Origin of the sequence: Algibacter pacificus (assembly GCF_008033385.1) — a bacterium.
Lineage (GTDB): Bacteria > Bacteroidota > Bacteroidia > Flavobacteriales > Flavobacteriaceae > Algibacter > Algibacter pacificus.
The window spans coordinates 233,038-249,856 of the sequence record NZ_VOGY01000005.1 but is presented as its reverse complement, the minus strand read 5'-3'; the positions used below and the strand labels follow the sequence as shown (position 1 = coordinate 249,856).

Below are 16,819 nucleotides of genomic sequence, written 5' to 3'. Positions count from 1 at the left end.
AAATACTAATTTCAAAAAACACAAAATTTTGGATACATTCGAAAAAAAAAATCTCAGATTAATTTTTAACCTGAGATTTGCAGATATATAATATCTGCATGCTATTAACTAAACTTACTTAATACTTATCGATTTCTTTTTTTAATTCCTCTTTAGTTTTTCCTGTTTTCTCTTGAAGTTTACCAAGCATTTCGTCAAACTTACCTTCGGCATATGTAAGATCATCATCTACTAATGCTCCATATTTTTGTTTTAAACTTCCTTTAGCTTTGTTCCATTTTCCTTTTAATTGTTCTGTATTCATAATACTGGTATTTTATTTACTAACGATTTCTTGTTTTAATTTATACTCTATTCTTACGCTTAAAAATTACTGTTTTGCTTTAGCGTTTTCTTCAGATTTTGCACTCATTCTGTTTACAGTATATAGCGGAGCAAACTTTAATTTGAGACCCGCAATTTTTATATTATCTGCGCTTGATAAGCCTTCATTTTCTACGGTGTTTTTTCTAGAATCTATAGCTTCATATAATAATTTTATTTCATCCCAATCTTCTCTAGAATATGAATCTTTATTTTTTTGAACGGTGTTTACAAAGTTTTCATAAACACTCAAAATATTATCTTTATTAATCCATTTAAAGGTCATGTCGCCATCTACATAGTTAGAGCCTAATAAGGTTTTCTTTATTTTATTCTTCTGATTTTGAGCTTCAAGTTTTTCTTTTTGAGCCATAATATTTTGTCTCAGAGTTTCATACTTAAGTTCTGCGTTCTTTATTTTCTCTTCAAAATCTATTTTATCTTCAAGCTTATCAATCTCGTTTGTGGCCTTATTTTGCACCATTTTAAATTCATCTTCTATGGCGCTCCAGCTTTCCATTGCATTTTCTGTTTGAACATTATTAATAGAATCGACATAGTTTACTAAATTAGCGGTCATTTTTTCTGCTTTAGAATTATTCTTAGCACAAGATGCTAGGAAAAGAGTTCCTACTAAAACTCCGGGTATTAAATAATTTAAAGGTTTCATCATTTTCATCATTTTCATTTTTAATTAATATTAATTTCTATACTACAAAGATGCAACCCTTGCTAGGGTTTCATGTTACAGCATTTTTCAATATGTTTATAATATTCCCATATTAGGTATAAAACTTGTTTATTCTTGGTTTCAAGCTTGTTTTAAAACAAGGGTATGGCATGTATTTACGCTTTCTTTCCATTTCCTGTTAAAGTACTTATCAAACCACTTTCAACATTAATCCATAAATAATTAAAGAAAGATTTAGTTGTTTGCCGCCCAACCTCAATTTTACCATGTCTGTAGCCTTCTCCATCGGTTTTAGAGCCATCATTTACAAATAGATTACCAATAGTGGTAAACAGTTTATTCACTTGGTTTTTATCGTTTATAATCTCAAATTTAAAATTGTCGTATTTCATTTTTAAATCGCCTTGAGATTCCAAATTATTTCCACTAAAGGTGAAATAAATTTGCTCAATTTCACCATCTGCTTTAACATTTAAATTCGATTTGAAAAATGCATTGGCAATTTCTGCATTAAAGTTTTTTAATGCTCCGGATGCCAAAAACGTATCTTGCTTGTTATTTATATCAAAACGAACATCTAAATGCATGGGCGTTTGTCCCATAAATTTAGAATCTACTAACAATACCGTTTTACCGCCTTTTTTATAAGTGTTTGATAGTTGACTTAAACAAGCATTTATACTATCAAAAAATATTTTCCCAGCTTTATCTGTATCTTCAATTCGCTCGGCATAACTCATATAAGCATCATTAATATTTATTTTAGAAAAAGCGAAATCGAAATCTAATGCCCTAAGCATTTTACTATACATTCTTTTTATTCTTAAATCATCTGCTACTCTTTTATCTCTATAAACCACTAAATTAGGTTTGCTAATGTTGCTAGAATCGGCTGCTACAAAAAAGGTATTGTTATTAAAGCCAAAATCAAGTTTATATATTGCTATTTCGGGAATATGAAGTTCAAAATAATCCCGCTCAACATTTAGTTTTGTTGATAACACCTCCCTGGTGAATTTTGGATTTATACAGAGATTTTTTAAACTTAATTGATTGTCTTCGATATTTAAATCCTGAATTTCTAAAGTTTCAAAGTTGCTTAAATTTGTAAAAAATTCTTTAGCTTTTATCTTAAAACCATCATAATGAAATGGTATTTTCTCTTTTAATTGAACAGGGTTTGTTTTACACTTGTTTAATGTAAAATGGATGCCGTCTAGGCTTGTAGACACCATGGAACCGTTATTTTGATACAATTTAAATGAGCCATTTATTATGGAAATTTTATCTACAACAATATTTTTATCAAATTGATTATTATCTGTAACATTTTTTTGTTGTAATTGTTTTAAGAGGTTTCGATAGTGCTGAAGGTTTGGGTTTTCTAATACTATCGCATCCAAAGCAATTGTATCATACATTAAAAAATGCCAAAAACTTAAGCCAGAAACCATAAATTTATCCATCTTAATTTGAGAAATTAAATCTTTATTTGAATTAAATAATTGAATAGAAACCCGATACAGCTGAATATTTCCCGCTAAAATAGAGGTGTTTATTTTTGCATAATCCAGCTTAATATTGGGTGGTAATTTTGTCTCTATGCCGTTAACAATTTCATTTTTAAATCTATTCTGAAGAAAGAAAAAACCAATAATAATACAGCCTATAAGTATTCCAATAATTATCTTTAATCTGCGCATGCTAATATTTTTTTATGAATTACAAATTCTATTAAAATTTTAACTTTTTGTAACTCAAAAGCAATAATAGTTAGTCCATTAGCGGTAATCTTTTTTATTTGTTAGTTTGAACAATTATATTGTGATTGAAATAAAATATATGAATAAAACGATACCAAATATTATAGCAAACCGTGTAAATAAGGCGCTATCTTATTACCCAAATTTAAAGGCCGTTTCAATTGAGTTTAAGATTAAAAAAAACATAAAAAAGTCCACAATGCAAGCACAACCTAAATGGGATTTTTTATGGAAATCTAGAAAAAACCGATCGTATATTATTTTAATTAGTAATACGTTTAAAATTGAAGGAAAACAATTTAATACTTTAGATATTCCAACTGAAGTTTTTATTGGGTGGATTGGACACGAATTAGGACACATTATGGATTATGAAAATAGAGGAAAACTAAGCTTAATTTGGTTTGGAATAACCTACTTGTTTTCTCAAAAATCTATTAAACATGCAGAACGCACAGCAGATACTTTTGCTGTTGCACAAGGTATGAGAAGCTATATTTTAGCAACCAAAAATTTTATACTTAATAACGCCTCAATTTCTAAAAAATATAAAAATAGAATTATAAAATACTACCTGTCTCCAGAGGAAATTATGGAGTTAGTAGAACAAAAACCATAGCGCTAATTTTAAAAAAAAAGAATTAGTATTGATAATTATTTGAGTAATAAGGCTTTTATAAAAAAGCTTACTTCTGCTGTTGTTTTACAAAAGTTTCCCAAGTTTCAAATTTATCTTCACCCATAACACGCTCCATTTTTACTTGTCCGCCCTTTTTTTTATTATGGTTACTCCATTCATGAAAAACAGCAGGTTTTATAAGTTTTACTTTTACACCTTTTAGTGCCTTAGCCCGAGCAACTTCATAATTGTTATTGGCACTTTTTAAAGCGTTATCTAACTTGTTAGCAATTTCAACCGTGTCTAATGTTGTATTTTCTGTTCCCAAATACCAAGAATGATAATAATTGTCATCGAAACGTTTAGCAGAAATGGTGTATTCTGTAATTTTAATTTTAAAAAAATCTTCGAGTTCTTTTACGGCTACATTCATTTTATTGACCGATAATTGAGAACCTACTACATTCAAAAAGAATTTTGTACGTCCTGTAATTTTTATTTCGGCGCGTTCAATATTAGTAAATTCAATGGTATCACCAATTAAATAGCGCCACGCTCCAGATACGGTACTAATTATAAGTACATAATCCTGATTTAATTTCACGTCCGCAAGCGTTTTCACTTTAGCATTTGGTACTAAAGAACCGTCTTCTTGAATATATTCTGGTTGAAATGGTACAAACTCATAATAAACACCTTCATTGGTTGCTAATTGCATGGCCGAAGTTTCTGGTCGAGCTTGAAACGCCAAAAATCCTTCGGAAGCCAAATAGGTATCTATAATGGTTATTGGTTGTCCTAAAAGAGCATTAAAACTTTTTTCATAAGAATCGAAAGCGACACCCCCAGAAGTATAAACTTGTAGATTAGGCCAGATTTCGTGAATATGTTCAACTTTATGATAATTTATCACTTCTTGTAGCATGAGCTCCATCCAAGAAGGGATACCACTTAACGCACCAATATCCCAATTTTTAGCATTTTTGGCTATTTCTTTTACACGTAAATCCCAATCGTCTATTTTAGCTATTTTATCTCCAGGCTTATAATAAGGCTTAAACCAAAACGGAATATGGCTTGCGCTAATGCCGCTAATCTCGCCTTCTAAATAACCTTTGTTTTCTTGTAATTCGGTAGAACTGCCAAGCATCATTATTTCTTTTTCAAAAAAATCTGCTGGTAAATCAAAGTTATTTAAAGCCAAAACTTGATCGATTCCTGTTTGCCGGATGGCTTCTAACATGGCATTGGTAACAGGAATTTTTTTACTTGTTTTCCCTGTGGTTCCAGAACTCAAAGCAAAATAATTTGGAGTACCTGGCCAGGTTACATTGTCTTTACCCTCGTGTAGTTTGTACCACCATTCGGTATTCATTTTATTGTAATCAAAAAAAGGAATGTTTTTTGCAAAATCTTCAGCTGCCGTTTCCGAATTTAAAATTTTAGTGAAATGATAATACTTACCAAACTCTGTATCTTTCGCTTTTTCCAATAATTCTTGTAACACCTTTTTTTGTGCCTCAACGGGATTATAATCTGGTGTTAATTTATCGGTAACCTGGATTACCCCCTTAATTACATTGCCTAAAATTGCCATATTGTCGTATTTTAAAACTTATAAAGTTATGTTGTAGAGATGAATCATTGGTTTTAATTCAATGGTTTATCTTATCTATCCAAATCCTTAGATATATATAAAAATAAATATTTTAAGGGTTACCATTGTGCTGCAACACGTGCTTTATTAACTCAAATAAAACACTATTTAAATAGCGATTACAGTAAAGGCGTAAAAAGCCTTGCTAATCCTTCTAAAAATTTATTGTAAAACAGACGAGCGTTGTGTGCCTCTAAAGTAAGTAAATTGCCTTTTTCGCAATTTTTTAAGAAACTATTAGAAGCTTTTATGGCGACTTCTTTATCGTAAATAAGAGCGTTGGTCTCAAAATTTTGTTCAAAACTTCTGTAGTCAAAATTACCAGAACCTATAGAAACAATTTCATTATCTACTATAATAATTTTACTGTGTAAAAAATTACTGCTTTTGTAAATTTCTATACCGACTTCTAACAGTTCTTTAAAATAAGATTGCATACTATATGCTGCTAATACGGAATCTGATTTTTCTGGGACTAATAATTTTATTTTAACACCCCCTAAAGCAGCTATTTTTATCCCTTCTAGCAAAGGTTTACTAGGCATAAAATACGGGTTTGCAATATAAATATAAGTATTGGCAATGTTAATTAAACTTAGGTATTGGTATAAAATAGTAGCGTGATCAAAATCGGGTTCGCTAGCAACAATTTGAGTTTTGGCGTGTCCTGATTTTTTAATTTTTGGATGGTATTTATCTTGAAATAAATGTTCACTATTGGAAGCAAAATAATAATCTTTTATAAACACCTTATGTAAACTATCTACGGCAGGACCTTCTATACAAATGTGCTTATCATCCCAAATCCCAAGTTCTGGTTGAGAACTAATATATTTATCACTAATATTTACACCTCCGGTAAAACCAATTTTACCATCTATAATTATTATTTTTCGATGATTTCTAAAATTAATTGAAAAAAGAATAGTTCCAAACTTTAAAGGCATTACAGGAAAAACCTCTATCCCTAAAGCTTTAAACCTTTTAATTATTTTTCGCTTTAACCAAAAACTACCAAGGGCGTCATAAATTATTCTAATTTCGACACCTTCTTCTTTTTTACGTTTAAAGATATCGTATAATCTATCTAAAATAACACCTTCTTCTAGTATGTAAAATTGGATATGGATAAACTTTTTAGCAAGTTCTAACTTATCAAAAATAGTTTTATAAGTGTTTGCGCCACTATTTAAAATGGTAATAGCATTACCTTCGACTACTGGAAATTGAGAGGTTTTTTCGAGTAATAAAGCTAGTTTTGTTTTTTTAGAAGATTTAAAAACCACTTTGTTATCGATAGAATTCTGTTTTAAAAATTTCTGGTCATATAACCGGCGTTCTAAAATACGTTTTAAGGTAAATATTTTAAACTCTCGTCGGTTAATACCAAATAGCAAATAAGAGATACCCCCTGCATAAGGTATAAAAACTACAACTAGTATCCAGCCTAAAGATCGTGAAGGATCCGAACCGTATAATACTATGCTAACTACTGTAGCTAATACAGTAATGATATAAATTGCAATAAAAATAGTTAGCATAAGTTTTAGTTAAAAACTAGAATTGTAAGTTACGCCATTTTTATTTATTATTAATATTCTCTGCGTTAGAACTTTGTGCTTTAGGTACTTTTGTAAAAAACTCTGCTACGGCTGTTACGTTTGCGGGACCGTAGGGCACTAAAACCGTACCTTTAGAATGGTTGCCAGCTTCAATAACGTATAAAATAGACATGTCTGAAGGGTTTGTCATACCTTCAAATCTATGCTCTGCAACAATAGAAATTGCATTTGGAGAAAACCCTTTTTTAGAGTTTAAATCTATCAACTTTTCATCTTTAACTTGAAAACTTGATGTATATCCTTTGCTTTGATATTGGTCTATATAGTATTTTTCACTTTTTTTCATTAGTATTGGGTTTCATTTATTTATTATAACTTTTGTTCACTTTTTTAATCCTAAACATTTTTTAAGTTTAAATCCCAATAATATGGATATGATTCAAACCTCTGCTTTTTACCTTATTTTTTAAAAATTTTTTTAAGTAAAAAGAGTATTCCAAACCTTTTAAAGGCGTCCACCGCTGGCATTATCCAATTATTAGGTGTTAGGCTCTCTTGGGCGGAGTGGGCAGAGTGTTTAATTTCTTCATATGCTATTTTACGCTCAAGGCTTAATCGTTTTATTTCAAGTTCTATTTCTGTAAAAGAATTATAAGTTCTCATTGTTTTTAATTTTGTTAATCGAAAAACGATTTAGACATTTTTCTCAATATTTTTTTATCCACATACTTCCTAAAAGCATAAGTTATAACACCAATTAATAACAACAAGCCTCCTACTATCAAGAGCCCTAAAGACATACTATTTAAGAGTTCCCCCAAGGCAATAGCTCCAGCAATAGCTAAGAAAATAAATCCTAAAAAAATAAATCCACCAACCAGCGCTAGTTTAATTAATACACTAAAAGAAAGCGCTAGTTGCTGAAATATTTTAAGCTTTAAATATTCCTCTGTACTTTTAATATAGTTCTCACTAGATTTAATAGCATTCGATGTTGATTTATTTATGGATTCAAAAATATTCATTAGGCTTTTTGATATTTTTTATTTTGTTTTTTTAAATCTGCTAATTTATTTTCTAAGGTACTTATTACATCTTCTGTTTTGTGACTTACATCTGAAACAATAGATTCTACTTGCTCGTCTAATGTTACTTTTTTACTATGAGCAGAATTGACTACAGTATCTTTTATTTCAGAAGCTTTTTCTACTAAATTGTCTTTAGCTTCTACAGCTCCAGTTGCTATCTTTTTTCTCGTGTTGGCCCCTTTATCTGGCGCATATAAAATACCTAAAGCTGCTCCTGCAATAGCTCCTGCAAAAATTCCGAAAATGGTGTTTGATGTGTTGTTATTCATTGTTTTAAGTTTTTAAAGGTTCATGTTATTTTATTGAAAGGAACTGTTTTACAAATCCTTACACTCCAAAATTGATAAATTTATAATGTTCTGGTTAATTCAATGCGTGAAAAGATTGACTTAAAAAATATTTTTAGATTTTATCAAATAGATGCTACAATGTGGTCATGTTAGATTTTCTATAGCCTTTCTATTAATTCTATCCTCTGCTATTTCGTTTAAAATATTATCCACATCATAGACTTCTCTTAAGGTTTCTTGCAATTTATCGGCAATTTCTGTGTGGCCTAATTCTTTTGCAAATCTAATAGCTGTTCCATAACCTGCTATTTCATAATGCTCTATACGTTGTACTTTTGCTATTATTCCAACATCTAAAACTTCGTGGTTTGCTGCTTTTTTTGTTAGCTTTTTTATGTCTTTTATAATTTCTTTTACGGCATAACTATTTTTACCAGATGGAGATACATTAATCTCCCTACAAATGGTTTCCAATCTACTTTTTTGTTTTTTAGATTCTATTAACTGATCCTCAAAGACTTTTGTTAATTTCTTATTGTTAACGTTATCGGCTATAAACGGAAGCGCAGAAATTAATTGCGTTTCTGCACTAAATAAATCTTTTATTTGATGTTTAAATAAATCGTCCAATGTTTTCATACTTGAATGTTATATTTTTTAATTAAGCTTATTTTAAAGTTATGATGCTGATTGCTGTAAATAGCTGACGCTAAAACATTATTTTATAGCGTTCTACACGAAATAATTTGGACTAAAAACCTAACGTATTCCATCCATTGTTACATATCGATTAACGCGCCTCGCATTTAAAAAAAATTCTCAACAAGAGAGTCTTAAAGAATAAGATAAAAATTACAAAATTATTTTTTACTTTGTTGCTCCTTAATCGTGCTATTATCTAGATCGAATTCATCTACTTTGGTGTTATTTATTTTAGGATTACTAGGGTTTTTCTGTTCAACTTGTCTTTTAAATTTTCTGTTTTTTTCAATTTCTCCCATTACATTTTTTATTTTTAAATTAATAATTCGGTTTATTTAGTAAACAAATTTTATAATACTTGTATACTACTACTTACAATAGTAATTATTTTAAACACCATGCATTAACGCTAAAAAAGTTATAGTTAACACAAATAAAAATCTTATAATATTAAAAGAAAACCCTCTAATTATATAACATTATAAATAGGGTTTAAAATATCTTTGTAAACCTATTAAGTCCGTTTTTAATTTTAAAAAAAACCTTAATTTGATACACCGAAGTATCATAGAGGTATTATTTTAAAATAAATTATAACTAACTATAAAACCGTAATTTGAAAAAAGTAGCTAAGTTTTTTTTAAAGATAATAGTCGCATTTGTAGCACTTTTTTTATTAATAGTGCTTACTTTACAAATTCCCTTTATTCAAAACGTCGTAAAGCACAAAACGGTGTTTTATTTACAAAAAAAAATAAATACTAAAGTTGAAATTGGCACTATAGAAATTGGATTACCAAAAAAAATTATTCTTCGGGATTTTTACTTTGAGGATCAAGCTAAAGACACTTTGCTTGCAGGAAAAACTTTAAAAGTTGATGTTGATTTATTGCAATTACTAAAGAATAAAGCCGAGATTAATTCTATTTACTTAGAAGATTTTACAGCAAATATTCAGGTAAACAAAGACTCCGTTTATAATTTTGATTACATTATTAATGCTTTTGAAACTCCAAAGTCTAATACTAAAAAAGGAGATGAAGAAAGCATGCAGATTTCTATTAAAAAAATAGAACTAAATACCATAAAATTTAGATACGCAGATGCGATTTCAAACAACAATGTTCATTTATTTATAAATCATTTTGACACCACTATAAGCACATTTAATCTAGATCATTTAGCGTTTAATGTTCCCGATATTAATTTAAATGGGTTAAAATTAAACTTAAATCAAGGTTTTGTAGAAGCTTCAAAAACAGCAGTAACAACTGTTAAAAACGACACTAAACCAAATGCTTTAAAACTTAATTTAAAAAATATTAATCTTGAAAATATTGATATAAATTATAAAGATGCTATTTCAAATCTAGACGCTAAAATTCAGTTTAAAAATTTAAAAACTACTGTAAACACTATCGATTTAGAGCAACAACTTGTAGCTTTAAATGCTATAGAATTAAATAATACAAACGGACAAATTACTTTAACAAAATCGGAAAAAGTAGAAACCGAAATAGAAACGGAGACCTCTAAAAACTCTTCAGGTTTACCCTGGAAAATAGATGTTAACGCAATAAATATAACCGACCTTAATTTTGCTTTTGATAATAACAATAACATTGAAACTAAAAAAGGCATGGACTTTAATCATTTAGATTTTAAAGATCTTGCTTTTAAAGGAGATACTTTTGCAATCCATAAAAATACCTACAGCGGAAACATAAAGGCACTTACTTTTAAAGAAAAAAGCGGCTTACAGTTAGACGCGTTTACCACCAAATTTAATTACACAACTACCGGAGTTTCTCTTAAAAACCTGTATTTAAAAACGCCTCAAACAACAATACAAAATGCTATTTCGGTAAGTTATTCTTCTATAGAATCGATAAGTAAAAACCCAGAAAATGTAGGTATTAACGTTAACTTACTAAACAGCAAACTTAGTTTTAAAGATGTTATGTTGCTCGCTCCTCAACTTAGTGCCAACCCCATTTTTAAAAACAAGCCCAATACCATTGTTAATTTTAATGCTAAATTAAAAGGAAAGCTAAGCAACTTAAATATTGAAACTTTTAAAGCGCGCATTATGGCTTCGACTAAAATAGCTATGCATGGCACAATTAAAGGTTTGCCAGATATAGATAGTAGTGTTTTTAATCTTACCGTTTTAAACTTTGAAAGTACAGCAAAGAGTATTTATGCTTTCACACCTAAAAACACCATTCCTGAAACCATTCAACTACCCGAAACCTTTAACATTAAAGGAACTTTAAAAGGAGGTATCAATGCTTTTAAAACAGATTTAGCTTTCAAAAGTTCTCTTGGTAATGCACTCGTCAATGCCACTTTTAATAGCGCCATTAAAAACAACGAAACCTATAAAGTAAATGCGAGTTTAGAAAACTTTGATGTTGGACAACTTATAAAAAACAACCAACTGGGTAAAATTACTGCAAACGCTGATATAAACGGAACTAGTTTAAACCCTGCAACCGCTATAGCTACTTTAAAATCAACCATTGTTAAAACCAATTTGAACAACTACGATTATAAAAATATTGGAATTAACGGCACCTTTGAAAATGGATTATATAAAGCCAATGCTCACTCTAAAGATCCCAATTTAACGTTTAATCTTGATGCAAAAGGCGCTTTAGATTCTATAAAACCAACACTAAACGCTAAGTTAAACATAGAAATTGTTGATGTAAATAAACTCAATTTTTATACCGATTCTTTAAAAATGCGCGGTACGGTTTCGGCTAATTTCAACAATTTAAATCCAGATAATTTAAACGGAACTATAGAAGCTTCTAATTTTTTAGTTGCCTTAAAAGATGAACAATTCCCGATAGAAACCATTACTATTAATGCCGGTTCTAGAACAGAAAAAGATTCCATCACACTAAAATCTCAATTTGCAAACGGAAAAATTACGGGAAATTATAAACTTTCTTCACTAAGCAACCAACTAATAAACTCTGTTTCAAAATATTACAAAACAAACACCGCATACGCCAAAAATAGCGAGCCACAGCAATTGGATTTTGACTTTATTTTAAACAATGATCCAGTAATTCAGCAATTAATTCCCAATCTTAAAAATCTATCAGAAATTAAACTTAGTGGCGCCTATTATTCGGTTAATGATTCTTTAAACGTGAACGTCTCAATTCCAAGTTTAAATTATGCAAATAATGAAATTTCAAACGGAGGATTAACCATAAATACGCGCGATAACACTTTAACATACAACCTCTCTTTAGGAAGCCTTAAAAACCCACAATTTTCAATTCCAAAGACAAATATTTCAGGGCAATTAAAGGATCATATTATTGATTATGAACTCAATATAAAAGATTTAAAAAACAAAGAGGCTTATTTGATTTCCGGAACGGTTAAAGACAGTTTAGGCGCTTCTATTATTAATTTTAATGCGGATAAACTGATTCTTAATTATAGCAAGTGGACTATTGATAACGATAATTTAATTCGTTTAAAAGGACAAGATATTTTAGTGTCTAATTTTAGTATCCAAAACAACAAACAATCCTTCTCCATTCAATCAAAAAACAACCAAACAAACGCACCAATTGTTGTCGATTTTAAAGATTTCAGATTAAAATCATTAACCAATATCGTTAAATCTAATTTCGATTTTGGAGGCACAATCAATGGAGAAACCACCATTAGTAATATAAACACAAACCCTTTATTTAGTGCCGATGTAGCTATTGAAAATTTCAAAATTAAAAACGACACCGTTGGCACTATAAATATTGAAATTAATAATAAAACCACTAATTTATATAAGGCAAAGCTAGCTTTAACCGGGTTTGATAATCAAGTAAATATTGATGGAGATTATAATATTAGTAAAGAAAGTTTAGACTTTACTGCCGATATTAAAAAACTAAAAATGAAATCTTTACAACCTTTTAGCCTTAATAATTTAGAGGAAAGTGTTGGTTTTTTAAGTGGAAAAATAGGCGTTACAGGGAAAGCTTCAAACCCCGAAGTTATTGGTAACCTAAAATTTAATGCGGTTGGTTTTGTAGTGACCTCCTTAAATTCAAGATTCAAATTAATTAATGATGCTATTACTTTTAAATCTAACAAAATAATTTTTGACAACTTTAAATTAAAAGATGAAAACGATAATCTATTAAAAATAAATGGATTGATAAACAGTAAAGATTACACTAATTTAGGATTCGATTTAAATGTAGTTGCCAATAATTTTAGAGCTATTAACTCTAAAGCCCAAGACAACGATTTATTCTATGGCGAACTCTTTTTAGACAACAATTTAGGGATAAAAGGCACTTTTAACAACCCAATTATAGATGGAAACATTAAAATAAATGCGGAAACAAAATTTAATATTGTGCTGCCACAAGAAGATCCTTCTATTGCAGACAGAGCTGGTATTGTAGAGTTTGTAGATCAGGATCAGCCTACATTAATATCCATGGAAGATCCTACAAAACAAATTACGCAAACGGAAATTAAAGGTATTGATGCCTCTGTAAATATTACCGTAGATAAAGAGGCCGAAATTTCAATTATCATAGATCAATTAAATGGAGATTATTTAAAACTTCAAGGTGAAGCAGATTTAACTGGTGGTATCGACCCCTCAGGAAAAACAACCTTAACCGGTAAATATGAGTTTACAGATGGTGCTTATGAAATGAGTTTTAATTTAATTAAGCGAAAATTTGAAATAGAATCGGGAAGTTATATTCTATGGACCGGAGAACCCACCACGGCAAACATAAATATAAACGCTATTTACAATGTAAAAACTGCGCCGCTAGATTTGGTGGATGATCAATTAATTGGAGTTACTACCGAAACAAGAAACACTTACAAACAAAAAATCCCTTTTGAAACGAAATTAATCATGAAAGGGGAACTATTACAACCCCAAATTACATTCGATATTATTCTACCTGATGGAAACAACAACATTTCGACAGAAATAATTAATACCACCAAAGCAAAATTAGAACAAATAAGACGTGATGAAGACGCCCTTAACAAACAGGTTTTTGCACTTTTGTTATTAAATAGATTTATAGGAGAAAATCCCTTTGAAAGTGAAACAGGCAGTACAAGTAGTGCTTTTTTAGCCAAACAAAGTGTTAGTAAAATTTTATCCCAACAGCTCAATAATTTAGCTGGTGATTTAATTTCAGGTTTCGAGCTAGATTTCGACCTCGAAGCCACAGAAAATTACTCAACAGGAGAACGCCAAGAAAGAACCGATCTAAACGTGGGGCTTTCAAAACAATTGTTAAACGACCGCTTAAAAGTTTCTGTAGGAAGCAGTTTTGGTATAGAAGGTGAACAATTAAAAAACGAACAAACTACAAATCTTGCTGAAGATGTTACTATAGATTATTTAATTACAAAAGATGGTCGGTATAAACTAAGAACATATCGAAAAAACAACTATCAAGTAGCACTGCAAGGTCAAGTTATAGAAACAGGTGTTGCTTTTATAATTACAATGAGTTATAATAAATTTAAAGCGTTATTTCAGAAAAAGACAAATACAGGTCGCAAAAAGAGAAAGAACAATGAAAATTAACAACCCAACACCATTACTTTTTTTAATAGCTCTTTTTTATGGATGCAGCGGAACACGTCACATTCCAGAAGGCGATTTATTGTATATAGGGCATACTATAAAAGTGGAAAAAGGGAATGAATCGAAAAAAACCAGAAAAAAAATAGCCTCTAATTTAGATGATTTAATTCGGCCAATTCCAAATAAATCCTTTTTAGGCATGCGGCCAAGTCTTTTTTTTTACAATATTTTCAATAACGTTAAAAAAGATAAAGGCTTTAAACATTGGGTAAAATACAAACTTGGTAGAGCTCCAGTTTTAATGAGTAAGGTCGATTTGGAATACAACAGGCAAGTCATTCAAAATTACGTTGAAAACAATGGCTTTTTCAATGCAGGCTCTAAAGCAGATTCCTTAAGAAAAGGCAAAAAAGCAGAAGCCGAATACAACGTTAAATTAAACAACCAATACAAAATAAAAGCAGTTGTTTTCCCGAAAGATACTTCGGTTCTTGCTAAAGAAATAAATAAACTAAAGGAAAATAGTTTTTTAAAAATAGGAAAACCTTACAATCTAGATCTCATTAAGAAGGAACGAAATCGCATTGACTCAAAATTAAAAGAACGTGGTTTTTACTATTTTAATGAAGATTATATTTTAACGCAAGTAGATAGTACCGTTGCAAAACACGAAGTGAATTTACTTTTGAAAATTAAAAAAGAAACCCCTCAAAAAGCAAAAAAACAATACAAAATTAACGATGTTTTTGTATACCCAAGTTTTAATCTTAAAAAAGATACCATTGCCAATCGAAAAGCAGATACGCTGAACTACCAAGATTTAACTATCATTGATAATAAAACCGTTTTTAAACCCTTCATTTTTAAAAAAACCTTGTTATTCAACAAAGGCGATCTATATAATAGAACAACCCACAACTTATCATTAAATAGACTAATAACTTTAGGAACATTTAAATTTGTTAAAAACGAATTTAAAGTAACAAACTCTACCAACCAGCAACTAGATGCTTATTACTATTTAACACCTTCACAAAAAAAATCAATTCAAATTGAAACACTAGCAAAAACAAATTCTGCCAATTATTCTGGAGGCGAATTAAATATTAATTGGAGTAATCGAAACACTTTTAAAGGCGCCGAATTATTAAAAATATCTGCTTTTTCCGGGTTAGAAGTTCAAGTTTCTGGACAAAATAAGGGATTCAATGTCTATCGTTTTGGAGGCAATGCTAACTTAATTTGGCCTCGTTTTATTTCACCTTTCAGAATGTCTTCAGGTAGCGCTTTTGTTCCTAACACTACGGCAAGCTTAGGCTATGAGCATCAAAAAAGAACAAAATTATATGCATTACAAACATTTAATGGTTTGTTTGGATATACTTGGAAAGAAAACGAACGTAAAGAACACAATCTTAATGTTCTAAATATGGCTTATACATCATCTAGTAATATTTCCAGTTTATATAAATCTCAAATTACCGAAAGTCCTTCACTGCAAAAAATTATAGATAAGCAGTTTATTTTAGGGAGTACCTACGCTTATACATACAGCAATACCATGTTGAAAAACAGAAAAACAAACACCTATTTTAAGGGTAGTTTAGATCTATCTGGAAATTTATCCAGTTTAATTTTAGGAGCAAATGATAGCGACAATCCAAAATCAATTTTAGGCGTTCCTTTTAGTCAATATGCAAAAGTAGAAGCCGAATTTAGGTATTATTATAATTTTGATAAAGAAACTACTTTGGCAAATAGAATTATTGTAGGCGCAGGAATGCCTTACGGAAACTCTAAAGACTTGCCGTTTATTAAACAGTTTTTTATTGGTGGAACAAGTAGTATAAGAGCCTTTCAGGCAAGATCTATTGGCCCCGGATCTTATAATGGTACCGCAACGAGTTCTGCTTTTTTACCAGATCAATCTGGCGATTTAAAACTAGAGCTAAACACGGAATTACGTACCAAATTGTACCATTTTGTAAAAGGTGCCGTTTTTGTAGACGCAGGAAATATTTGGTTAATAAATAAAAATAATGAAAAGTCAAGAGCTCAGTTTTCTGGAGATTTTTTAAAAGAATTAGCTGTAGGTACAGGTATAGGGTTACGTTTCGATTTTAATTTCTTAATTCTAAGAACCGATTTAGCATTCCCTATAAGAAAACCTTATCTCCCAGAAGGAAACCGATGGGTTATTGATGGTATTAACTTTGGAGATAGTACTTGGAGAAATGAAAACTTAATATTCAATTTAGCTATTGGATACCCATTTTAAGAAATCATACTTAAAAAATAAAAAAGCCTCAATACAAATAGTATTAAGGCTTTTCCTTTAGGTTGTGCGGGCGGGGAGACTCGAACTCCCACACCTCGCGGCACTAGATCCTAAGTCTAGCGTATATTTGACCAAATAAGAACAAAGTCATTCATTTACAATTACTTAGGGTGTTTGTAATTTTATTTGATATCATCTAATATCAAT

At 30.0% G+C, this 16,819-nt stretch carries 14 protein-coding genes; 3 read left to right on the top strand and 11 right to left on the bottom strand.

Features of this window, described 5'->3' with window-relative positions; all coding sequences use genetic code 11:
• Window positions 1–118: 118 nt before the first annotated feature.
• From FQU21_RS09850 to FQU21_RS09840, 3 genes are all read right to left on the bottom strand, one after another.
• Window positions 119–304 carry a CsbD family protein gene (locus FQU21_RS09850; RefSeq protein WP_147677829.1) on the bottom strand — a complete coding sequence of 62 codons (186 nt, stop codon included), beginning with the start codon at window positions 302–304 and terminating at the stop codon, window positions 119–121.
• 66 nt (window positions 305–370) lie between these two features.
• Window positions 371–1,036 carry a DUF6565 domain-containing protein gene (locus FQU21_RS09845; protein ID WP_187269362.1) on the bottom strand — a complete coding sequence of 222 codons (666 nt, stop codon included), beginning with the start codon at window positions 1,034–1,036 and terminating at the stop codon, window positions 371–373.
• A gap of 173 nt (window positions 1,037–1,209) precedes the next feature.
• Window positions 1,210–2,757, bottom strand: a complete 1,548-nt coding sequence (locus FQU21_RS09840) for a hypothetical protein (RefSeq protein ID WP_147677827.1) — start codon at window positions 2,755–2,757, stop codon at window positions 1,210–1,212.
• A gap of 139 nt (window positions 2,758–2,896) precedes the next feature.
• Between FQU21_RS09840 and FQU21_RS09835 the strand changes: the two genes are divergently transcribed.
• Window positions 2,897–3,436, top strand: coding sequence for a hypothetical protein (locus FQU21_RS09835; RefSeq protein WP_147677826.1), 540 nt, complete (start codon window positions 2,897–2,899; stop codon window positions 3,434–3,436).
• A gap of 67 nt (window positions 3,437–3,503) precedes the next feature.
• Here the strand turns inward: FQU21_RS09835 and FQU21_RS09830 are convergent, their stop codons facing one another.
• The 8 genes from FQU21_RS09830 to FQU21_RS17445 form a co-directional block, all read right to left on the bottom strand.
• Window positions 3,504–5,033 (bottom strand): GH3 family acyl-acid amido synthetase, encoded by a 1,530-nt coding sequence (locus FQU21_RS09830; protein ID WP_147677825.1) that lies wholly within the window; start codon window positions 5,031–5,033, stop codon window positions 3,504–3,506.
• 179 nt (window positions 5,034–5,212) lie between these two features.
• A complete protein-coding gene (cls, locus tag FQU21_RS09825; protein ID WP_147677824.1) occupies window positions 5,213–6,634 on the bottom strand; it encodes a cardiolipin synthase in 1,422 nt (473 codons plus the stop codon).
• 40 nt (window positions 6,635–6,674) lie between these two features.
• Window positions 6,675–7,001: a hypothetical protein gene (locus FQU21_RS09820; protein ID WP_246124816.1), complete on the bottom strand. Its 327-nt coding sequence runs from the start codon at window positions 6,999–7,001 to the stop codon at window positions 6,675–6,677.
• Between the two features lie 113 nt (window positions 7,002–7,114).
• Complete coding sequence (locus FQU21_RS09815; RefSeq protein ID WP_147677822.1) at window positions 7,115–7,318, bottom strand: DUF6327 family protein; 204 nt, start codon at window positions 7,316–7,318, stop codon at window positions 7,115–7,117.
• A gap of 14 nt (window positions 7,319–7,332) precedes the next feature.
• On the bottom strand, window positions 7,333–7,680 hold the full coding sequence (locus FQU21_RS09810; RefSeq protein ID WP_147677821.1) for a hypothetical protein: 348 nt from the start codon (window positions 7,678–7,680) through the stop codon (window positions 7,333–7,335).
• Window positions 7,680–8,012 (bottom strand): YtxH domain-containing protein, encoded by a 333-nt coding sequence (locus tag FQU21_RS09805; protein WP_147677820.1) that lies wholly within the window; start codon window positions 8,010–8,012, stop codon window positions 7,680–7,682. Before FQU21_RS09805 ends, FQU21_RS09810 begins: the two co-directional genes overlap by 1 nt.
• A 165-nt stretch (window positions 8,013–8,177) precedes the next feature.
• On the bottom strand, window positions 8,178–8,672 hold the full coding sequence (locus FQU21_RS09800; protein ID WP_147677819.1) for a YciE/YciF ferroxidase family protein: 495 nt from the start codon (window positions 8,670–8,672) through the stop codon (window positions 8,178–8,180).
• Window positions 8,673–8,893: 221 nt separating this feature from the next.
• Window positions 8,894–9,034 carry a hypothetical protein gene (locus FQU21_RS17445; RefSeq protein ID WP_187269361.1) on the bottom strand — a complete coding sequence of 47 codons (141 nt, stop codon included), beginning with the start codon at window positions 9,032–9,034 and terminating at the stop codon, window positions 8,894–8,896.
• Between the two features lie 317 nt (window positions 9,035–9,351).
• Here FQU21_RS17445 and FQU21_RS09795 point away from each other — a divergent pair, with 317 nt between their 5' ends.
• Together FQU21_RS09795 and tamL are read left to right on the top strand one after the other, a co-directional pair.
• Window positions 9,352–14,334 (top strand): translocation/assembly module TamB domain-containing protein, encoded by a 4,983-nt coding sequence (locus FQU21_RS09795; RefSeq protein ID WP_456236599.1) that lies wholly within the window; start codon window positions 9,352–9,354, stop codon window positions 14,332–14,334.
• Window positions 14,324–16,612 (top strand): translocation and assembly module lipoprotein TamL, encoded by a 2,289-nt coding sequence (gene tamL, locus FQU21_RS09790; protein WP_147677817.1) that lies wholly within the window; start codon window positions 14,324–14,326, stop codon window positions 16,610–16,612. Before FQU21_RS09795 ends, tamL begins: the two co-directional genes overlap by 11 nt.
• Window positions 16,613–16,819 lie beyond the last annotated feature (207 nt).